The following is a 19,447-nucleotide window of genomic DNA, read 5'->3' on the forward strand; positions in this document are numbered from 1 at the left end:
GGCGTAGGCGATGACCAGCGGCGGGGACGCTAGGAAGTTCATCTTGACCTCGGGGTGGATGCGTCCCTCGAAGTTGCGGTTGCCGGACAGGACCGCCGCGACGTTGAGGTCCTTGTCATTGACCGCCTCACTGACGGCCGGCGTCAGCGGCCCCGAGTTGCCGATGCACGTCGTACAGCCGTACCCGACCAGGTCGAAGCCCAGCTGCTCCAGGTACGGGGTGAGGCCGGCCCGCTCGTAGTAGTCGGTCACCACGCGGGAGCCGGGGGCCAGGGTCGTCTTGACCCACGGTTTGGGCGCGAGTCCCTTCTCGACCGCCTTCTTGGCGAGCAGTGCCGCGCCGATCATCACCGAGGGGTTTGACGTGTTGGTGCACGAGGTGATCGCCGCGATGACGACGTCCGCGTGGTCGACGATCACCGGGGAGTCGCCGCCGAGTAGGACCTCCGCCGGATCACTGGGCCAGCCGAGCTTGGCGTTGGCGGTGAGCTGCTCCTCGGAGTAGTGGCGCGGCGGCTCGTCCGTCGCCGTATCGGGATTGAAAGCGATCGGGTCGCTGGCCGGGAAGGTGTCCTCCGCGGCGTCGTCCACGCTGCCGGGCCGCCCCCCGGACCGTTCCTTCTCCTCCGCGAGGTTGCTGAGGACCACGGCCGGCGCCTCGCTCAGCTCGATTCGATCCTGCGGGCGCCGGGGACCCGCGATCGACGGCTCGACGCTCGCCAGGTCGAGCTCGATGACCTGGGTGTACTCGGCCGGATTGTCCGGGTCGTGCCAGAGCCCCTGCTCCTTGGCGTAGACCTCGACCAACTCGATCTGCTCCTCCGACCGGCCGGTCAGCCGCAGGTAGTCGAGCGTCTCCGAGTCGATCGGGAAGATCGCACACGTCGCCCCGTACTCCGGGCTCATGTTGCCGAGCGTGGCTCGGTTGGCCAGCGGCACGCTGGAGACGCCGGGTCCGAAGAACTCGACGAACTTGCCGACCACGCCGGTCTTGCGCAGCAACTCCGCGACGTGGAGGACCAGGTCCGTCGCGGTCGTGCCCTCCCGCAGTTCACCGGTCAGCTTGAGTCCGATGACCTCCGGGATGAGCATGCTCATCGGCTGGCCGAGCAGAGCCGCCTCGGCCTCGATGCCGCCGACGCCCCAGCCCAGCACGCCGAGGCCGTTGACCATCGGTGTGTGCGAGTCGGTGCCCACCAGCGTGTCCGGGTAGGCCTGCCTCATGCCCTCGGTGCCCTCGCGGGTGAAGACGACCCGGGACAGGTACTCGAGGTTGACCTGGTGGCAGATTCCCGTGTTCGGAGGGACCACGAGGAAGTCAGCGAACGACTCCTGCGCCCACCGCAGGAGCTGGTAACGCTCCCGGTTCCGTCCGAACTCGAGGTCGGCGTTGACCTGGAAGGCGTCCGGACGGCCGAAGACGTCGGCGATGATCGAGTGGTCGATCACGAGCTCACCGGGGATCAGCGGGTTGATCTTCTTGGCGTCCCCGCCCAGATCGGTGATCGCGTCGCGCATCGCGACCAGGTCGACGACGCACGGCACTCCGGTGAAGTCCTGCATGAGGACGCGGGCGGGCGTGTACTGGATCTCCCGATCCACCTGCTTGCGGGGATTCCACTGCTGGAGCGCCTCGACCTGCTCGGCCGTCACCACCCGGCCGTCCTCGTTGCGCAGAAGATTCTCCAGCAGGATCTTCAGGCTGTAGGGGAGTGGTACCTCAGTGGAAACCCGGTCGAGTCGGTAGATCTCGTAGTCGACGCCTCCGACTGCCAGCGCGTCTCGCGAGTTGAAACTGTTGACACTCATGATCGGCCCCTTCCTGGTATGGCGCCGATGGAGCCGTGCGAGTGAGGGGCTCACCGGCGTTGAGCCCGACCCTACCCCTGTCGATGAGGAGTTATAAGCCGTCACGCGTTCCGCGGAGCGGGCCGAGAACCGCAGTCGCGAAGTCGGTCCCGAAGGGCTTTCGCGGCCGCTTTCATCCGTCAGCGTGGCGGTCCGGCGGCGGGACGTTCCGAGCGATGGCGGGAGCGCGCGCGGCCGAACAGCGGCTCGAGCTCTGCGTCCTCATCCGGGGTCGCGATGCGGAACGGCGGCTCGGCCGGGGTCGGGAGGCTCCGCCGGTCTTGCCCGCGCGTCGCCCTCAGGCTCGCCACGACCGACACGGTGAGGATCGTGGCGATGACGGCCAGCGAGAGCGGGGTCGGGATGTAGTAGACGTCGATCTTCAGCAGCATCTTCACGCCCACCCACATCAACACCAACGCCAGGCCGAGCTTGAGGTACACGAACCGATGGACCAGATCGGCGAGTAGGAAGTACATCGCGCGCAGCCCCAGGATCGCGAACGCGTTGGCGGTGAAGACGAGGAACACCTCGTCGGTGACGGCGAAGATGGCGGGAATGGAGTCGACGGCGAATACGACGTCAGTCGTCTCCACCAGCACGAGCACTGCCAGCAGGGGAGTGGCCATGATCAGTCCGCCCTTGCGGACCAGCAGTCGCTGTCCGTGGAAGGTGTCCGACATGGGCACGAGCCGGCGGAAGGCACCCAGCACGCGCGACTGGTCCGGGTTGAGGTGCTCGTCGCGCTGACGGATCATGCGGAAACCCGTGTACAGCAGGAACGCGGCGAAGATGTAGAGGATCCACGAGAAGTTCTGGATGAGCAGCGCGCCGCCCGCGATGAAGATGCCACGGAACACCAGGGCGCCCAGCACACCGAGGAACAAGACCCGGTGCTGGAACTGCGGGGGCACCGCGAAGTAGGCGAAGATAATCGCCCAGACGAAGACGTTGTCCACGGCCAGGGACTTCTCGATGAGGTAGCCGGCGAAGTACTGTTGTCCGAAGTCAGCGCCCCAGACGGCCCAGACGATCACGCCGAAGCCGACTCCGAGCGCGATCCAGACCGCCGACCACGCGGCCGCCTCTTTCACGCCGATGACGTGTGCCTTGCGGTGGGCGACGAGGTCGATCGCGAGCATCACGACGATGAAGGCGATGACGGCGAACCAGAGCCAGAGTGGGGTGTCCATGACAGGGACCTTTCGATCAGTGGGTGATCGAAGGTCTCTCCCGGCCACTGATGATGCGTGGCTCGCTCCGCCGGGCCCGGGGCCGTAGTGACGACGACGCGTGTGAGGGATACTCCCCTTCTGGTGGGGTCAGATTAGCGGCGCTCTCCGCGAACGCGCAACGCGCGAAGATGAGAAGGCGATTACCTGAGCGGCCGCACTGCTGATACCACGTGGCCAACTGCACCGAGGCGCGTCGGCTGGGCATCGCCCCGATCTACCGCGGTGACGCGGCGTATCGGCCCGCGCTCGACCGGGACAACGATGGCGTCGCCTGCGAGTAGTACAGACCGGTTAGACGGCGAGGGGCCGGCTCACATGGAGCCGGCCCCTCGCCGTCATCTAGCAGGGTCAGCTGACCTCGTCGTCGTCGTCACCTTCCGGGTCGCCGTCGTCGTCGGGCAGCTCGATGGCCTGCTCGGCGACGTCCGCCGGATTTGCCTCGCGGAAGGGGTCGTCGACGGTCACCTCGGGCTCGTACTCCTCGGGAGCGGTGACCGAATCAGGGCCCGGGGTGTATTCGTCCGGGTCGATGGGGTCCTCGGTGATCATCTCGTCCTCCTCGTGGCATGGGGGCGCGTGGACCTCCACGTCTAGCAGCCTGTCGCCGGCGCCGCCACTGGGCAGCGCGTCGGCCCGTCATCCAGGGGCCGAGCACCAGCCCTTGTCACGCCTCATGCTGTTGCCATCGAGGTCGGCCACCAGCGCCGCACCCGGGACTCGCCGTGCCCCGACCCCCGGAAAGTGGTCACAAATGCGGCATGGTGGCGAAGTGGACCTGGGAAAACGTGAGCAGGTGTGACCGCGCGACAGAGTGACGGCGCTGCAGCAGGGGCCGGGGCCAGCCCGACATCGCCGGAGCCGCTCAGGTCGGTGGCCTCGCCCCGGGCGGCAGCGATCCACACGGACGCCCAGCGCCTCACCCCTCCAACCGCGTCACCACGCCCCGGTCTCCGTCTACGCGGACGCGGTCGCCGGTGCGTAGCGTCTGCGTGGCGACGATCGTGTTCACCACGCACGGCAGGCCGTACTCGCGCGCGACCACCGCACCGTGCGAGACCGAGCTCCCGATGTCGGTGACCAGCGCAGCGATCACCGTGAAATACGGCGTCCAGCCCACGTCCGTCACGCGCGCGACGAGCACCTCGCCGGGCCGGACCTCGCGGGCATCGACGATCGAGCGCGCCACCCGCACGGCGCCCTCCACCGTTCCGCGGCTCGCCGGTCGGCCCACGATCTCCCCGCCCGCGGTCTCTCGCGGCGGCCACCGTCGCCGCGCCGGCCGCGCCTCCGCAGCCGCGCTTGAGCGCGTGCGACATCAGCGCCATCTTCGACTTGGTCTCCTCGCGACCCCGCGCGCCGCCCCGCGCCAGTCGGGCCAACAGCCGGATGGCCCGCGACTCCGGCTCGGGCCCGGCGGCAGCCGCCAAGGCCGCCGAGGTCATTACGGCCGCCGTGACCTGCCCACCCCGCGCCAGTGTCGACCGCACGATGGCCTGCCGGATGATCGCGCGGCTGGCCGGCGACCTGCCCGCGTTCGAGTCACGGTTCGGCCGGACCCGCCGCGCCGATGACCCGCTGCCGGTGCTCGCCGAGGTCGTCGCGGGCGCGGCGATCTTCCGGCTCCTCGTCAGTCGCGACGCCGCGCTGGACGAACAGTGGGTCGACGAGGTGACCGCGCTCATCACCGAGCGGTGGCCGGGGCGCGTCAGGAGTTGGCGATCGCCAGGATGATCCACACCGGCAGCCAGAGCCCGAACGTCACGATCGTCAGGACCAGGTGCAGGGCGTGGTTGACCCGCCTCGCCGGGGCGCCGTGGACGTAGACGGTCTGCTGCATCGGCGGGTAGCCGAACTGCTGCGGGTACGGGCCCTGCTGGAACTGCGGCGGGGGCACGTGCAGGTGCTGAGGGACGTACGGGTCGCCGTACCCGTACGGCGAGGGCGCCCCGTACGGCGCGGCCGGCGGCATGCCGTAAGGGAAACCGCCCTCGTGGGCCAGCGGCTCGGCCGGTCGCCCGTAGGGCTGGGGCTCGGCTGGCCGCGCGAACGGCTGGTGGTCGACTGGCCGCCCGTAGTGCTGGGGCTCCGACGGTGGGGAGTAGGGCTCCGGCTGACGGTGCCCCGAGTAGCGCTCGACGCTCTCGGCGGTCGGCAGGCGCTCGGTCGGGAACTGCTCGCCCGGGAACTGCTCGGTCGCGGCCCGGTCATCGGAGAACCGTTCCGCCGGGTACGACGCCGTGGGGAACTGCTCGGTCGGGTTCAGATGGTCCGGCAGCGCCGAGCGGTCCCGGTCGTCGTGGCCGCCCTCGGTCCACGGCCCGTCCTGCCGCCGCGGGTACTGCTCGTTCATGGTGACTCGATTCGAGACTCGGGGCCGGGTGGGACTCCCACCAACATAACCCCCGCCACCGCATATTCACGCCGTGCGGACCGAAGATCCGGGTCAGGATCAGGGTCACCCCGACCCCCGTCACGCGCGCCTCGGGGAACAACCCGGGCCCGCCACCCATCCCGACGCGGGAGGACTCCGAATCCCTGACAGACGCGAAAGACGGGAGGCCCCACCATGAGCACTCTGACCACGATCACCACGTCCCTGACCGGCGCCGTAGCCGCAGCGGAGCTGGACGCCGGTGCCGCCCTGCTCACGAACACCACCTGGATGATGCCCGCCCTGTTCACGCTCATGGTCTTCGTGGGCGTGGTCGTCGCGGTCCGGCTCATCAGCGGACCGGGCGCACGCCCCTTCACCGCCCGCGCCCGCGCTCAGGACCCGGCGCCCACCCCGCAACCCGCCTCGTATGAACTCCGCGCCCCCAATCGTGCCGTCGCCGAGGCGACACGCGGACTGACCCGCTCGCACGACTCCTGAGCCCCCTCCGGGGAGGTCGAGCTCGTCGTCGTCGTCCACGCCGCCCGGTGAGCGGGGATATGGCGGCATGGCCGCGGTGGGTGGGCACGGCATGCGGGTGAGGCGCGGTGGCTCAGTGCGACGATGAGCGCATGGCGAAGAAGGACAAGCGGTTCGAGAAGATCCACTCCGAGTCGGTCGGGTTCGGCGGGCGCATCGAGATCCTGCGCGACAGCCGGACCGGCGTCTGCTACCTGTGGCGCAACGACGGCACCGGCGGGGGACTGACCCCGCTGCTGGGCGCGCAGGGTCGGCCCCTCCAGGAGCACGCGCTGTAGGCAGTCCGCGCCGCAGCGCCGCAGCGCTCTACCCGCGCTGATCAGCCGCGCCGGTTCAGCCGCCGCGGGCGCCGTCGCTGGGCGCGGCCCGGCCGGCGTCGCCGTTCGGGCCCGACGTGGACCCGAGCTCGCCCGGCCCGGCGTCGCCGCCCCTTCCGACCCCGTCTCCGTCGACGGCGGGCAACGACGCGGTGGCCGCGGGAGGCGACGCGGTTTCCGCGGGCGACGACGGCAGGCACGATCCGCCCGGCGAGCCGGTGGACGTGGCCGGGACGGACGCCGATGCTCGGGCGGCCGGCGATGCGGCGGTGGCGGACACGGAGACGGTCGGGGCGGTGGCGGGGTGATCCGCCTGGCCGGCCGGAGTGGTCCGCGGCACCCGGATGATCCACGGCGACGGGCGCTCGCCCGTGGCATCGGTGCCATCGAGACCGGGCTCCGGCGCTGCGTGGTCGGCGGGCAACGAAGTGACGACCGTGGACGACAGGACCCAGGTCCGAGGACTCGTCGACTCGAGCGGCGCATCGGGGCCCGTGGACGTGGCCGGATCGATGGCCGACGACGCGCCCCGCGGGCCGAACGGCGCCAGCAGGAACACCAGCACCACCGCCGCGACCGCGACCATCGTCCAGCCGAGCGCCGCATGCGACGTCGAGTCGGACGACGGGGAGGCGGGCGGCGGGTCGGTCACGCCGTCGCCCCGCGCGGTGTCGGCGGCGAGCGGGTCAACGGCGTCGCGGCGCCCCGCCCCGACCCGCCATCTGTCGCCGGACCGCCGGAAACCGATCATCGTGCCCCCTCGCCAGGCACCCGGGCCGGTCGGCGGGTGCTCATCCGGGAGACATCGAACCGTCCCCTCTCCCGCGCTCTACATCGGCGCGCGGACGGTAAGCGTTACCTCACTATCCAGCGGGCCTCGGGGCTGAACTGGGAGAACGGAAGTCAGTGGGCGTCCAGTACTGACCGACGGCCGTCCGGGACTGGCTAGGGTCGACCTCGTGGACAGGGTGTACGGGAACAGGCTGCCGACGGCGTACCGCTGGGGCGTGACCGCGCTGGCGATGGTCCCGCTGGTGGCGCTCGTGGCGGGTGCGCTGGCCGGGCAGGTGGCTCTGGTGCCGGCGTTCGTCCTCTTCGCGCTGGGAGCGGCCGCCGTGGCGGTGTACTGGGCCGGGGGCACGACGATCTCCGCCGATGACGGGACCGTCCGCATCGCGTTGTTCCCGTTGTGGCGCAGGCGCATCCCGGCCGAACAGATCAGGTCCGTGCACGTCGAGGCGGTCACGCCGATCGGCCGAGAGTGGGGCAACCGCGGATCATTGCGCCGCGACGGCGAGATCTTCATCGACGCCGGACACTCCTCGACCTGCGTCGCGTTCCACCTCCACGACGGCCGCGTGATCCGGGTGGGGGTCGAGTCGCCGGAGTGGGGCGCCTGGATCGTGGAGTCGCTGGCGAGGGCCGCAGGCAGCTGAGGGCCGGGCGCTGAGCCGGCGGGCCGGGCGCTGAGCTGGCGGGTCGGTCAGCCGATCGCGGCGAGGAGATCAGCGCACGCCTTCTCGCACCGACGGCACGCCTCGGCGCACAGTCGGCAGTGCTCGTGCATGTCGGCGTGCTGCTCGCAGTCGTCGGCGCAGGCCGCGCAGGCGGTCCGGCACGCCACCAGCTGCGCCTTGACCACCTCAAGGTTGCTGCCGGTGCGGCGGCTGAGCAGTGCCGCGGTGGCCGCGCAGACGTCGGCGCAGTCGAGATCGGTGCGGATGCAGTCGCGCAGGTCAGCGACCGACTCCTCGCCCAGGCAGGCGTCCGCGCACGACGAGCAGATCGTCGCGCACGCTGCGGACGCCTCGAGGGCCCCTGCGAGCAGCTTGACGTCGAGCCCGTCGGTCGGATTCGGATGGGACCTGATCATCTCGGAAGTGCTCATGCGCCCAGGCTACCGTTGTGGGCAGCTGTGACAAGGTCCGAAATCGCGGTGGAATCCGCGAGGACGTCCGGCGGTAACGGAAGCTCGATTATGTCGTCGGGTATGCGGGGTTCGCCGACAGGCACCGATTCGCACCTCGGCGAGGGGCGCGTGGAAGGCGATCAGTCGAGGTCGGGGCGTCGGCGATTGCGCTTGATTTCGGTGCGTCGACGCTCGTGCTGGAGTCGTCGGCGGCGCGAGCCGAGGGTGGGCCTGGTCGGCCTCCGCGGGAGCGGCGGTGCCACGGCGTCGCGCAGCAGGTCGGCGAGTCGCTGCCGTGCCGTCGCGCGGTTGCGCCGCTGGGAGCGGTTCTCCTCCGCGGCCACGGTGAGGACGGAGCCCGACAATCTCGCGGCGAGCGCCTGAAGCGCTCGGGTGCGCTGAGACTCGTCCAGGGCCGTCGTCGTGGCGAGATCGAGGCTGAGCTGGACCCGCGAATCGGTGGTGTTGACGTGCTGCCCGCCCGGGCCCGACGACCGGGAGAACCGCTCGAGCAGTTCTCCGGCCGGGATCACGAGACCGCGGGAAGCGCCAGGCCCCGGGGGTACTCGCAGGTCGTCCATGACGTCAGTGTCCCGCATAGGGGCGCGGGACGGTGGGCCGACAGGGCCGCACCTGGCCGCACCGGGCTCCCGGGCGCGCGGCGACACTCAGGGGTCCGGCTGCTCCACGTCCCGCGTGCGGGTTTCGTCGGCCAGCCGCGGCTCGACGCGTCTGTCCGGGTGGAAGCCGGCCTTGTCCGCGTAGAACGCGCGGATGCGGTCCATGTCCGCCGCGACGTCGCCTGTCAGCTCGAACGTGGGGCCCAGCCCGGTCGTCATGGTGGCCCGATCGACGTACCCGAGCGCCACCGGGAGGCCCGTCTCCCGCGCGATCCGGTAGAAGCCGGACTTCCAGCGTGAGTGCCCACTGCGCGTGCCGTCCGGCGTGATGACCAGACAGAACGTTTCTCCGGCGTGGACCTGCCGGACCATGTCCTCCACGACCCGGGCCGGGCTCCCGCGGTCCACGGCGACCCCGCCGAGCGCCCGCATGAGCGGCCCGCGCCAGCCGGAGAAGAGGCTGGCCTTGCCCAGCCAGTGAACGTCGATGCCCAGACGCCATGCGATGCCGAGCATCAATACGAAGTCCCAGTTGGACGTATGTGGGGCGCCGAGAAGGATCGTCGGTCGATCCGGGCCGGGGCTGGTGGACAGCGTCCAGCGGCTGAAGCGCCAGAAGAGGCCAGCGGCAAGGGAACGGATCACCCGGCCACCCTAGGTGAACGAGCGGGCGCGGGCTGAGGGATGAGCCTCCGGGGTTCGCGGCGGTGACGGCGAGTTCAGCGCTCTCCGGTGACGACCCTGGCCAGCAGGTCGGCGAGGCGCTCGTCGATGCCGTCACGCTCAGATTCGGGGATGTCGAGCGCGTCGAGCAGGGCCCCGCGCAACACCGGCCACCCGTAGACGGCCGTGAACACCAGCAGCAGCTCGACGTCACCGGCCGGCGGGGGAGAGGTCATCCGGCGCAACGCGGCGGCCGGCCGCTGCGAGGGGTCGAGCATCGGCGGGAACGCGGCCTCGCGGTCCAGCGCCAACCACGCCAGCAGCCGACTGATCTCCGGGTGCGACGAGGCGCCGAGCAGCATCCCGCGCACGGCCTCGCCCGCGTCGTCGAGGTTCTCGAGCCGCGCCGCGCCGAACCGCACCGCGTCCTGCATCACCGCCGTGATCAGCGCGTCCTTGCGACCGATGTGCCGGTGGATGAGCCCGAGGTTCACCTGCGCGGCATCCGCGATGTCGCGCAGCGGGACGTGCGGCCCGCGTTCCGACAGCAGTCGACGGGCCTCGCGCAGGACCGCCGAGCGGACCTCGTCGCGACCGGTCGGGCGGGCGGCGGCGTTCTTCCCGGTTTCCATTCCCGGACTGTACACAATTGACTACAGTCTGGGGCAGAGCGCGCGATCCGTGCGCCCCCACCCGTGCGAAAGGCCCTCATGACCACCACCGACCGCCGCGACGACATCGACGCCATCAAGGCCCTCAAGTACCGCTACCTGCGCTGCGTCGACCTCCGGCTGTGGGACGAGCTCGCCCAGACCCTCGCCCCCGAGGTCACCGCCTCCTACGGCAAGCGCCTGAGCTACACCGGCCGCGACGAGGTCGTGGCCGGGCTGCGGAAGCAGATGACCGACGGTGTCATCACCGAGCACCAGGCCCACCACCCCGAGATCGAGATCGACGGCGACACCGCCACCGGTCGCTGGTACCTGCAGGACCGCGTCATCGTGCCCGAGTACGACACGTTCATCTTCGGCAGCGCCTTCTACGACGACGCCTACGCCCGCGTCGACGGCCGCTGGGTCATCACCCGCACCGGCTACAAGCGCACCTACGAGGCCATGATCAACCTCAAGGACGTGCCCAGCTTCCGGCTCAACGACAACCACCTGGCCCCCGCCGACGAGAAGTGACAGCGGCGCAGACCGCCCGGAGCGACAGCGCAGCCGACGGCCGTGACGGTGACGAGTGGACCTGATCGTCATCGCCGCGCTGTGCGTGGCCGCCGCCTCGGTGATCGGCGGCGCCACCGGGTTCGGCACCTCGCTCATCGCCACGCCGCTCATGCTCACCGCGGGCATCGGCCTCGCGGAGACGGTGGTGGTCAACCTGGTCGTCGCGCTCATCACCCGCGTGGGCGTCACCGTGCAGCTGCGCGAGCACATCGACTGGCGGCGCGTCGCCGTCCTGGGTGCGGCGTCCGTGCCCGGGGCCTGGCTGGGCGTGCAGACCGTCACGCTGCTCCCGGATCACCACCTCAAGCCGGCCGCAGGCGCGATCGGCGGGTACTTCTCCACCACCACCTCGCTGAACGGCCCACCCGTCGTCCTGCTGCTGGGCCGCGCGAAGATCCCGCCGATGAGCTTCATCGCGGACCTCGCCGGCTACTTCGTCATCACGAGCATCGTCTCGCTCGCGCTGCTGTGGTCGGGCACGGGCATCGACCTGCCCGGCCTGTGGCCGCTGCTCGCGGCGTGCGTCGTCGCGGGGGTCGCGGCCAACCAACTGGGCATCGCGATCGCCCGGCGCCTGCCCACCCACCTGTTCCGCTCGGCCGTGATCGTCCTCGTGGTGATCGCCGGCCTGCTCACCATCGTCACCGCGTGAGCCCCACCCACCCGTCACCGCACCACCCACGGAGGACCCCATGACCGACACACCGCAGAGCTCCGCGAACCAGAACACCGCGAGCCAGAACACCCGGGCCCAGGACACCTCGACCCGACTGGCCGGCAAGGTCGCCATCGTCACCGGCGGCGGCCAGGGCGTGGGCCGCGGCATCTCGCTCGGCCTCGCCGAGTCCGGTGCCGCCGTGCTGCTCGTCGGCCGCAAGATGCACAAGCTCGAGCGCGTCGCCGAGGAGATCCGCTCCGCCGGCGGCACCGCAGAATGCCTGGCCGCCGACATCATCGCCGAGGACGCCCCCGAGACCATCATCTCCACGGCGGTGGAGCGCCTCGGCGGCGTCGACATCCTCGTCAACAACGCCAACATGGCCATGCCTCTACCGCTGTCGGACTACCCGGACGACGACTTCCGCACCGCCTTCGAGGGCGGCCCCCGCGTCACGCTGAGCCTCATGAAGCTCGCCCGCCCCGAGATGGCCAAGCGCGGCGGCGGCACCGTCATCAACCTCGTCACCTCCGCCGCCGTGCGCTGGGACGCCGCCAACTACGGCATCTACGCCGCGGTGAAGGAGGCCGTCCGCGCCCTGACCCGCGCCGCCGCCTACGAGTGGGCCGCCGACGGCATCCGCGCCCTCAACGTGGCGCCCCACGCCCACAGCCCCGGGCTCGACTGGTGGATGGACAACAACCCGGAGGAGGCCGCCGAGTTCATCGCCGGCATCCCCGCCGGCCGGGTGGGGGACCCCGTCGCCGACATCGGCCGACCCGTCGCCTGGCTCTGCTCGGCAGAGGCCTCGTATCTGACCGGCGCGACCATCCCGCTCGATGGCGGGCAGTCGCGCTGGGGCTGACCTCGTCGTCGTCGCCGTCGTCCACCGACCCAGCGCCGTCGCCTGACGCCCCGCACCGAAAGGCCCCCGCCATGACCGACACCCCCGCCGCCACCGGCGGCACCGACACTCCCGTCGCCCCGGGCGGCTCCGATGCCGCCGGCCGCGATGCGCTCGCCCTGGCCGCCGACATCGCCTCCGGAGTCACCACCGCCGCGGAGGTGCTCGAGGACGCCATCGCGCGCATCGAGGCCCTCGACCCGCAACTGAACGCGATGGTCGCCACGCGCTTCGACGCCGTCAGGGCCTCGACATCCTCGGCGGCCTGCTCTACGGCGCCAGGGTCTCCATCACCGTGGGTATCGGCGGCGTCGTCATCGGTGGTCTGATCGGCGGCACGCTCGGTCTCATCGCCGGCTACAAGGGCGGCTGGGCCGACCGCGTCGTGTCCATCATCAGTGACGTGCTGCTCGCGTTCCCGTCCCTGATCCTGCTCATCGCGATCGTCACGGTCCTCGAGCCGACACTGCTCAACGTCACGCTCGCCCTGGGCGTCATGGTGGTGCCCTCGTACGCGCGACTCGTGCGCGCCAACGCCATGAGCTTCGCAGGCCGCGAGTTCGTCACGGCCGCCCGCTCGCTCGGCGCCGGCGAGATCCGCATCATGCTGCGCGAGGTGGCCCCGAACATCGTGGCGCCCGTGCTGTCCTACAGTTTCATGCTGGTCGCGGTGCTCATCGTGGCCGAGGCGTCGCTGAGCTACCTGGGACTGAGCATTCCCCGCCCCGAACCGACCTGGGGCAACATGATCAGCGCCGGCCAGCCCGACTTCGAGCGGTATCCCTACCTCGTAGGTATCCCGGCGTTCGTGCTGTTCCTCACCGTCCTGAGCTTCAACCAGCTGGGCGAGGCGGCCGGCCGCAAGTGGAGCCCCGGCGCGGCCAAGATCTGATCCGAACCGCCGGCCCGCCGGGGTCGGCCGACGCGGCCGTGACGCAGTCGGTCGAGGATGAAGGCGTGGAGGAGTGGGTCCGATGGAGCGGACGAACGAAGTCCCGGACGACGCCGGGGCGAACGGCGCCTCCCAGACCAGGGACGCCAAGACGGCGATGATCGAGATCGCCGAGAAGCTGATCGGGGAACGCGGCCTGGACCGCGTGTCGATGCGCGACGTCGCGGCGGCCGCCGGGCAACGGAACAACTCGGCGGTGCAGTACCACTTCGGGGGCCGGGACGGGCTCATCCGGCAGGTGCTGCGGCGCAGGCTGACCGCCCTGGACTCGGTGCGGCAGCAGCGGCTCGCCGAGATCGACGAGCACGGCCTGGGCACGGACCCGCCTCGCTGGTGCGGGTCCTGTTCGAGCCGATCGTCGAGCTGTTGCGGGCGTCGCCGGACGCCACCCACTACGCGCGCTTCCTGCAGCGGGTGGGTCCGGTGATGGGCCCGGAGGCGCCGGAGGTGCGGCTGCGCACGGCGACCGACGACGTGGTGGTGCGGCTCATCGACGTGTGCTCACACCTGCCGCGGCGGGTGGCGTTCGAGCGGATCGATCTGGCCACGCAGATGTTCACCGGCGCGCTGGCGGTCTACGAGGACCGTCGCGACGCCAGCAGCACTGTGGTCAACACCGACTTCGAGAAGGTCGTGGCCCACCTCTACGACATGATCGAGGCGGCGCTGCGGGCCGGGCAGGGCTCGGCCGGGCAGGGTGCGTCCGCCCCCGGCTCACACGTCGCGAACGCAGCGGAAGCCGAGGTTGGCGGTCGCTGACCCGGCCGTGTCGGCCGACCGCGCCGCCACCCGGTAGCAGTACGAGTCGTGGCACAGGTAGGACCCGCCGCGCATCACCCGCCCAGTAGCAATAGGCCAGCGCATCGTTCCAGGATACGTGGACGACCGGCTCGAGGCTCACACCGGTGACCACGCGCGGACACGCGGCAGGACGCCCGCCGGTTCAGACGCGTCCGCGCAGGAGCTTGCGGAAGTACACGACGGGCTGGACGAACCGGTCGAACGCGTACGTGATGCGCCGTGGCACGGTGAGGTCGATCCCGCGCACCGAGGGGGCCGGCCGACCGTCCCGGTCGTGCTCGTCGAGCACCAGTCGGTTCCTGCTCACGGCGACGGGGATGACCGTGTAGCCGTCGTACTCCCGTAGCTCTCCACCGTCGCGGGCGGCGCGGAGGTTGTCGGCCACCACCCCGACCTGCGCGCGCAGTGCGCCACCCGACGGGCGGGTCCCGACCGTCGCGGCGTCACCCAGGCCCCACACCGTGTCGACGCGCGTGTGGCGCAGGGTGCCCGGGTCGACGTCGACCAGGGCGGCGTCGTCGTCGGTGGCGAGCCCCGAGTCGGCGACGAACCGGGGCGCACGGGTGTGCGGGGTGACGTAGGCCAGGTGGACGTCCTCGATGGTCGCAGGCGCCGGGCCGTCGACCGACACCGTGCGGGCGTGGTGGTCCACGGCGTCGACGCGCGACTGCTCATGGACGGTGATGCCGTACTGCTCGATGAACGGTCGCAGCCTCCGGTCGGCGTGCTCGTGGCCGAGGAGCCCGCGGAACGGGGTCACCAGGTGCACGTCGATCCGGTCGAGCACGTCCTCGCGCCGCCAGCGGTCGCATGCCAGGAACATCGCCTTGAGCACGGTCCCGCCGCAGGAGGCGGGTTCCGGCGGCACCGAGAACACCACCGTGCCCTCACGGACGCGGACCAGGGCGGCGCACGCCCGGCCGGCGTACTCGGGTACGTGCGCGGATACCGCCCACCCGTCGACGTAACCCTCCTGCAGTCCCGGGACCGCGTCCCAGTGCGGGGTCAGGCCGGGACACAGCACGAGGTCGCGGTAACCGACGGTGGCGCCCGTGTCGAGGGTGACCGTGCGTTCGGCCGGGTCGACGCGGGTCGCCGCCTGGGGGAGGAGCTCCACGCCGTCGGGGACGACGGTCGCCATGAGCCGTTCGTACCGGGACATGCGGGCCTGCCCGGCCGCCGCGTAGTTGAGCATCGGCCGGTACCGGTGCACGGGGCTGGGGTCGATGAGCGCGACGCTGCGCACGCCGTCGCGCCTGAGGCGGGCCGCCAGGGAGACCCCGGCGTTACCCGCCCCGACGATCACGGTGTCGAACGCGGCGGGCATGGCGTCAGAACACTTCGAACGCGTAGCCGACGAGGCCGATGACGACGAGGACGACGACGACGGCGATGACCGCGATCCACACGTAGGCACTCTTGTTCCCCGGCTGGGGTGTCGGGCTCTGCTGCTCCGTCGGGCCCTGCTTGCTGGTGGCGCTGTCCGACTGCAACGAGGTGGAGTCGGAGTCCGGCGTGATGCCGGCAGGGGCCGCACCGTGGCTGTCCACGTCAGAGCTCTCGCTGGGGTCGGGGTCTGACGGTCGGGCGTTGGTCATTTCGCACCTCTCGATCGACTGGAACCCACAGGTTAGGGGCTCGTCGCGTGGCCTTCCACCGGTCGGCCGCCCGTGAGCACGACGACCCCCGGGCCGGCGCCGGCCGCGAGGGCGCCCAGGACCTCGGCCACCGACCAGGCGGTGATCGCGGATGTGCGGCCACCGGAGTCGGGGTCGACGGAGTTCTCGAACTGCAGCTCGTAGCGGCCCACCGGCGACTCCCACTCGACGACGTGACGGGTGCGTCTGACGTCCGCGTCGGCGACCACGATCACCTCGGTCCGGTCCAGGCCGAGGGTGGCCAGCGCGAGGGCCACGGACGCGTTGGAGGTGCGCGGGAACTCGAGCGCCGCCCGGCGGGCCGAGCCGCGGAAGACCTCGCGGCGATCGGTGAGCTGCTCGTCGACGTCCAGGGCCGTGGGTCGCTTGATCGTGTAGTGGCGGACCGTGGCATCGGAGGCCCCGGCGCGGGCGGCCGCCCCGAGGACGTCGAGTCCCCCGATGGCCCCGGCGGGGACGAGTACGCGACCGGCGCCGGGCCCGCCCGCGAGGAGGTCCCGGGGGTCGTCGTGGCGGGCGAACACGCCGCACGAGCACACGACGATGTCCGTGCCGGCGGCGGTGACCCGCGGGATGAGGTCCTCGGCGGCGTCGACCGTGCTGGCCTCGACCACCACGTCGGCCGCGTCGATGGCCGCCGTGACCTCCGCCGGGTCGCTGCTCGAGCGCAGGACCGCGGACAGCCTGGCGCCGGGGACCCGCCCCTGCTCCAACGCCTCGATGACGGCGCCGCCGATCGCGCCGGCGCCGACCACGGCCACCTTCAGCGGAGGTCGGGGATCGGCCGCGCCGGCGGTCATGTCGCCCGGGCCGGCGGCAGGGTCAGGATCGGACGAGGAACCGGCGGAGGGGGTGAGGGGAGGGGTCATGGTGGGCCACACCGTACCCAGCGCGCGTGAGAGGGGTGGGTGTCCCGGCGCCCGGCGTCAGCATCGTCCGCTCCGACGCGCGGTGTTGCGTACGTCACAGCAAGAGTGTAACCTTGGTCACAACTTGACGCGGAGTCAAGTTTTTTCGACAGGCCGTCCACTCCCCTCGACCGCGGGCGGCCTCCCGCTCGGCTAAGGACGCGATATGCCCTTCACCCTCCCTGAATCGAAGATCGCCATCGACATCGACTTCGACCCCGATCACCTCCGCCAGCGCTTCGAGGCCGACAAGCAGGCCCGCGAGCGCAAGGACCAACTGGCCCAGTTCCAAGGGCTCGACGATGTGCTCGAGGTCGACGACAGCGACCCGTTCTCCGAGCCCATCACCCGTGAGCCCGTCACGGAGGAGCTCGACGCCCTGGTGCTGGGCGGCGGCTTCGGGGGCCTGACCGCCGGGGCGTACCTCGCGCAGAACGGCGTGGAGAACTTCCGGCTCGTGGAGTACGGCGGCGACTTCGGCGGGACCTGGTACTGGAACCGCTACCCGGGCGTGCAGTGCGATATCGAGTCGCACATCTACATGCCCCTGCTCGAGGAGACCGGCTACGTGCCCAGCCAGCGCTACGCGGATGGTTCCGAGATCTTCGAGCACGCGCAGCGCATCGGCAGGCACTACGGCCTCTATGACAGGACGTACTTCCAGACCCGTGCCACTCACGCGCGCTGGGACGAGCAGATCCAGCGCTGGGAGGTCACCACCGACCGCGGCGACCGCTTCGTCACCCGGGTCCTCCTACGGTCCAATGGCGCGCTGACCAAGCCGCAACTGCCCAAGGTGCCGGGAATCGGCGACTTCGAGGGCAAGATCTTCCATACCAGCCGGTGGGACTACGGCTACACCGGCGGCTCGGCAGCCGGCGACCTCGCGCATCTCCGGGACAAGCGCGTCGCGGTGGTGGGTACCGGTGCCACCGGGGTGCAGGTCGTGCCGTACCTCGCGCAGGACGCGAAGGAGCTGGTGGTCGTGCAGCGCACGCCGAGCGTCGTCCAGCCGCGGAACAACCGTAAGACCGATCCGGAGTGGGTGGCCTCGCTGACGCCGGGCTGGCAGTACGAACGGCACGCCAACTTCAACGGCATCATCTCCGGCCACGAGGTGGAGGGAAACCTGGTGGACGACGGCTGGACCCACCTGTTCCCCGAGCTGACCGGGCAGCATCTGGTGGACGTGCCGGTCGGCGAACTCCCCGAGGGGGACCAGGCCCTGGTCGCGGAGCTGGCGGACATGAACCTGCTCATGAGCGCCCACGCCAGGGTCGACTCGATCGTCACCGACCCCGCGACCGCCGACGGCCTCAAGCCGTGGTTCGGGTACATGTGCAAGCGACCGTGCTTCAACGACGAGTACCTCGAGGCGTTCAATCGTCCCAACGTCACCCTCGCCGCGTCTCCCGCGGGGATCGACGGGATCACCTCATCCGGGATCGTCGTCGCGGGCACGCACTACGAGGTCGACTGCATCATCTTCGCGACCGGCTTCGAGACCGGGTCCGGCCCGGCGGGCATCTACGGCTACGACGTGATCGGGCGCGAGGGCCACTCGATGCAGGAGTACTTCTCCGAGGGGGCGAGGACCTTCCACGGGTTCTTCACGCGCGGCTTCCCGAACTTCGTGGAGCTCGGGATGTCGCAGACCGCCTACTACGTCAACTTCGTCTACATGCTCGACCGCAAGGCGCGTCACGCGGCCCGGCTCGTGCGGCATCTGCTGGACAGCGGCATCGGGACCTTCGAGCCCACCGCCGAGGCCGAGGCGGACTGGGTCGCCGAGGTCCGGCGGTCCAACGAGCCGCGCGAGGCGTACTGGGGGGCCTGCACGCCGGGCTACTACAACGGTCAGGGCGAGGTGTCCAAGGCGGTCTTCCGCGATGTGTACAACTCCTCGGAGATCGACTTCTGGAACATGATCGAGGCTTGGTGGAACTCGGGCCGGTTCGAGGGTCTGGTCTTCGAGCCCGCGCGCGACGCGGTCCCGGTGGCCTGATCGCCCGCCGAATCCCAGTGGCCGCCGCCCGGCACGTCGTCCGGGTGGCGGCCTCTCACTCGTCACTCTCCTGCCCGCCCCGCACGCCTGGCGGACTCCGCGGGCACCGACCCTAGGCTTTCGACCATGCCCCCGAGCCCGACAGCGCCAGCGACCACAGACCCGTCCGGTGGGAGCCGGAGGCGCGTCCCACGGGGCGAGGTGCAGCGGCAGGCGATTCTCGACGGGTTCGAGCGCCTGCTCGACCGGATGCCGGCACCCGACATTTCGGTCAAGGACATCACCGAGGCCGCCGGGATCAAACGACCCAACTTCTACTTCTACTTCGAGTCCAAGGCCGATGTCCTGGGGGAGCTGGTCGGACGGGCGTGGGACGACTGGACGAAGACCGTCGGCAGCTACGACCGACTCGCGGGTGAATCCCACGCCGCCTACTTCGACAGACTCTTCGGCCAGTCCTACGCGGCGTGGTTGGAACACGACCAGGTGATGGTCGCCGGCGTGCAGGCGACCGGGTACGACGACGAGGTGAGGTCACGCTGGTCGGAACTCGTCTCAGAGTTGAATCGTCACCTCTCGCTGCAGATGAGTCGGGATGCCGAGGCCGGGCTGATCGCGCCGCTGTCCGATGACCACGGGGCGATCAGCGAGAGGCTGACCGACATGATCGTCATGGCCTTCCTCCAGGACCGGTCGGTCAGGCCCGCTGAGGCCGAGTCCGCGCGGATGCTGGCGGCGCTCAAGGCGATCTGGCTCGGGGCGTGGGGCGTCCGCGATCGGCCGCGGTAGACGGACCGCGACAAGTCCGACGGGCAGAGGCTCAGGCGAG

General features: G+C 70.8%; 26 protein-coding genes and 3 pseudogenes. 14 read left to right on the forward strand and 15 right to left on the reverse strand.

Features of this window, described 5'->3' with window-relative positions:
• On the reverse strand, positions 1-1,809 hold a 1,809-nt coding region (locus KHA85_RS12250; RefSeq protein WP_213185992.1), incomplete at its 3' end, for an aconitate hydratase.
• Between the two features lie 179 nt (positions 1,810-1,988).
• Positions 1,989-3,041: a TerC family protein gene (locus tag KHA85_RS12255; RefSeq protein WP_213185993.1), complete on the reverse strand. Its 1,053-nt coding sequence runs from the start codon at positions 3,039-3,041 to the stop codon at positions 1,989-1,991.
• A 218-nt stretch (positions 3,042-3,259) separates the two neighbouring features.
• On the opposite strand from KHA85_RS12255, the pseudogene KHA85_RS12260 reads away from it, so the two are divergent.
• Positions 3,260-3,364 (forward strand): annotated as a pseudogene (locus KHA85_RS12260) (excalibur calcium-binding domain-containing protein); the annotation flags it as partial.
• Positions 3,365-3,431: 67 nt separating this feature from the next.
• Here KHA85_RS12260 and KHA85_RS12265 read toward each other — a convergent pair.
• Both KHA85_RS12265 and KHA85_RS18080 read right to left on the reverse strand, forming a co-directional pair.
• A complete protein-coding gene (locus KHA85_RS12265; RefSeq protein ID WP_213185994.1) occupies positions 3,432-3,671 on the reverse strand; it encodes a hypothetical protein in 240 nt (79 codons plus the stop codon).
• Positions 3,672-3,999: 328 nt separating this feature from the next.
• Positions 4,000-4,314, reverse strand: a complete 315-nt coding sequence (locus tag KHA85_RS18080) for a PEP-utilizing enzyme (RefSeq protein ID WP_231888906.1) — start codon at positions 4,312-4,314, stop codon at positions 4,000-4,002.
• A gap of 68 nt (positions 4,315-4,382) precedes the next feature.
• On the opposite strand from KHA85_RS18080, the gene KHA85_RS18405 reads away from it, so the two are divergent.
• Positions 4,383-4,814 carry a hypothetical protein gene (locus tag KHA85_RS18405; protein ID WP_306666440.1) on the forward strand — a complete coding sequence of 144 codons (432 nt, stop codon included), beginning with the start codon at positions 4,383-4,385 and terminating at the stop codon, positions 4,812-4,814.
• Here KHA85_RS18405 and KHA85_RS12280 read toward each other — a convergent pair.
• Positions 4,789-5,433, reverse strand: coding sequence for a hypothetical protein (locus tag KHA85_RS12280; protein ID WP_213185995.1), 645 nt, complete (start codon positions 5,431-5,433; stop codon positions 4,789-4,791). The two genes, KHA85_RS18405 and KHA85_RS12280, sit on opposite strands and share 26 nt — an antisense overlap.
• A 216-nt stretch (positions 5,434-5,649) precedes the next feature.
• Between KHA85_RS12280 and KHA85_RS12285 the strand changes: the two genes are divergently transcribed.
• Entirely contained in the window at positions 5,650-5,955 is a 306-nt protein-coding gene (locus KHA85_RS12285; RefSeq protein WP_213185996.1) for a hypothetical protein, read from the forward strand.
• Between the two features lie 131 nt (positions 5,956-6,086).
• Complete coding sequence (locus KHA85_RS12290; protein WP_213185997.1) at positions 6,087-6,272, forward strand: DUF6440 family protein; 186 nt, start codon at positions 6,087-6,089, stop codon at positions 6,270-6,272.
• 55 nt (positions 6,273-6,327) lie between these two features.
• Here the strand turns inward: KHA85_RS12290 and KHA85_RS12295 are convergent, their stop codons facing one another.
• Entirely contained in the window at positions 6,328-7,062 is a 735-nt protein-coding gene (locus KHA85_RS12295) for a hypothetical protein (protein WP_213185998.1), read from the reverse strand.
• Positions 7,063-7,270: 208 nt separating this feature from the next.
• On the opposite strand from KHA85_RS12295, the gene KHA85_RS12300 reads away from it, so the two are divergent.
• On the forward strand, positions 7,271-7,747 hold the full coding sequence (locus KHA85_RS12300) for a hypothetical protein (protein ID WP_213185999.1): 477 nt from the start codon (positions 7,271-7,273) through the stop codon (positions 7,745-7,747).
• Positions 7,748-7,794: 47 nt separating this feature from the next.
• Here the strand turns inward: KHA85_RS12300 and KHA85_RS12305 are convergent, their stop codons facing one another.
• The 4 genes from KHA85_RS12305 to KHA85_RS12320 form a co-directional block, all read right to left on the reverse strand.
• Positions 7,795-8,199 carry a four-helix bundle copper-binding protein gene (locus tag KHA85_RS12305; RefSeq protein ID WP_213186000.1) on the reverse strand — a complete coding sequence of 135 codons (405 nt, stop codon included), beginning with the start codon at positions 8,197-8,199 and terminating at the stop codon, positions 7,795-7,797.
• A 161-nt stretch (positions 8,200-8,360) separates the two neighbouring features.
• Positions 8,361-8,801: an alternative ribosome rescue aminoacyl-tRNA hydrolase ArfB gene (arfB, locus tag KHA85_RS12310; protein WP_213186001.1), complete on the reverse strand. Its 441-nt coding sequence runs from the start codon at positions 8,799-8,801 to the stop codon at positions 8,361-8,363.
• Between the two features lie 87 nt (positions 8,802-8,888).
• Positions 8,889-9,485, reverse strand: a complete 597-nt coding sequence (locus KHA85_RS12315) for a 1-acyl-sn-glycerol-3-phosphate acyltransferase (protein WP_213186002.1) — start codon at positions 9,483-9,485, stop codon at positions 8,889-8,891.
• 74 nt (positions 9,486-9,559) lie between these two features.
• A complete protein-coding gene (locus KHA85_RS12320; protein WP_063972626.1) occupies positions 9,560-10,135 on the reverse strand; it encodes a TetR/AcrR family transcriptional regulator in 576 nt (191 codons plus the stop codon).
• Positions 10,136-10,213: 78 nt separating this feature from the next.
• Here KHA85_RS12320 and KHA85_RS12325 point away from each other — a divergent pair, with 78 nt between their 5' ends.
• From KHA85_RS12325 to KHA85_RS18090, 7 genes are all read left to right on the forward strand, one after another.
• Positions 10,214-10,690 carry a nuclear transport factor 2 family protein gene (locus tag KHA85_RS12325; protein WP_063972627.1) on the forward strand — a complete coding sequence of 159 codons (477 nt, stop codon included), beginning with the start codon at positions 10,214-10,216 and terminating at the stop codon, positions 10,688-10,690.
• 55 nt (positions 10,691-10,745) lie between these two features.
• Positions 10,746-11,384 (forward strand): sulfite exporter TauE/SafE family protein, encoded by a 639-nt coding sequence (locus KHA85_RS12330; protein ID WP_213186003.1) that lies wholly within the window; start codon positions 10,746-10,748, stop codon positions 11,382-11,384.
• A 40-nt stretch (positions 11,385-11,424) separates the two neighbouring features.
• Positions 11,425-12,255 (forward strand): SDR family NAD(P)-dependent oxidoreductase, encoded by an 831-nt coding sequence (locus tag KHA85_RS12335; protein ID WP_236885614.1) that lies wholly within the window; start codon positions 11,425-11,427, stop codon positions 12,253-12,255.
• Positions 12,256-12,326: 71 nt separating this feature from the next.
• On the forward strand, positions 12,327-12,623 hold the full coding sequence (locus KHA85_RS12340; protein ID WP_236885615.1) for a hypothetical protein: 297 nt from the start codon (positions 12,327-12,329) through the stop codon (positions 12,621-12,623).
• Complete coding sequence (locus KHA85_RS12345; RefSeq protein ID WP_258305996.1) at positions 12,590-13,186, forward strand: ABC transporter permease; 597 nt, start codon at positions 12,590-12,592, stop codon at positions 13,184-13,186. Before KHA85_RS12340 ends, KHA85_RS12345 begins: the two co-directional genes overlap by 34 nt.
• Positions 13,187-13,268: 82 nt before the next feature.
• Positions 13,269-13,673, forward strand: coding sequence for a TetR/AcrR family transcriptional regulator (locus tag KHA85_RS18085; RefSeq protein ID WP_236885616.1), 405 nt, complete (start codon positions 13,269-13,271; stop codon positions 13,671-13,673).
• Complete coding sequence (locus KHA85_RS18090; RefSeq protein ID WP_236885617.1) at positions 13,580-14,005, forward strand: hypothetical protein; 426 nt, start codon at positions 13,580-13,582, stop codon at positions 14,003-14,005. Before KHA85_RS18085 ends, KHA85_RS18090 begins: the two co-directional genes overlap by 94 nt.
• Here the strand turns inward: KHA85_RS18090 and KHA85_RS12355 are convergent.
• The 5 genes and pseudogenes from KHA85_RS12355 to KHA85_RS12375 all read right to left on the reverse strand — a co-directional run.
• A pseudogene (locus tag KHA85_RS12355) lies at positions 13,961-14,086 on the reverse strand (SUMF1/EgtB/PvdO family nonheme iron enzyme); the annotation flags it as partial. The gene KHA85_RS18090 and the pseudogene KHA85_RS12355 overlap by 45 nt on opposite strands.
• Before the next feature lie 28 nt (positions 14,087-14,114).
• Positions 14,115-14,159, reverse strand: a pseudogene (locus tag KHA85_RS20040) (hypothetical protein); the annotation flags it as partial.
• A gap of 30 nt (positions 14,160-14,189) precedes the next feature.
• Positions 14,190-15,374, reverse strand: a complete 1,185-nt coding sequence (locus tag KHA85_RS12365) for an FAD-dependent oxidoreductase (RefSeq protein WP_213186004.1) — start codon at positions 15,372-15,374, stop codon at positions 14,190-14,192.
• Positions 15,375-15,378: 4 nt separating this feature from the next.
• Positions 15,379-15,645: a DUF6480 family protein gene (locus KHA85_RS12370; protein ID WP_213186005.1), complete on the reverse strand. Its 267-nt coding sequence runs from the start codon at positions 15,643-15,645 to the stop codon at positions 15,379-15,381.
• A gap of 32 nt (positions 15,646-15,677) precedes the next feature.
• Positions 15,678-16,574 (reverse strand): aspartate dehydrogenase domain-containing protein, encoded by an 897-nt coding sequence (locus KHA85_RS12375; protein ID WP_236885618.1) that lies wholly within the window; start codon positions 16,572-16,574, stop codon positions 15,678-15,680.
• 205 nt (positions 16,575-16,779) lie between these two features.
• On the opposite strand from KHA85_RS12375, the gene KHA85_RS12380 reads away from it, so the two are divergent.
• Positions 16,780-18,618: a flavin-containing monooxygenase gene (locus KHA85_RS12380; RefSeq protein WP_213186006.1), complete on the forward strand. Its 1,839-nt coding sequence runs from the start codon at positions 16,780-16,782 to the stop codon at positions 18,616-18,618.
• A 126-nt stretch (positions 18,619-18,744) separates the two neighbouring features.
• The gene (locus tag KHA85_RS12385) at positions 18,745-19,407 is read left to right on the forward strand and encodes a TetR/AcrR family transcriptional regulator (protein ID WP_213186007.1); all 663 of its coding nucleotides are present in this window, start codon (positions 18,745-18,747) and stop codon (positions 19,405-19,407) included.
• The last annotated feature ends 40 nt before the right edge of the window (positions 19,408-19,447 follow it).

Source organism: Dietzia massiliensis (assembly GCF_018390595.1).
GTDB lineage: Bacteria > Actinomycetota > Actinomycetes > Mycobacteriales > Mycobacteriaceae > Dietzia > Dietzia massiliensis.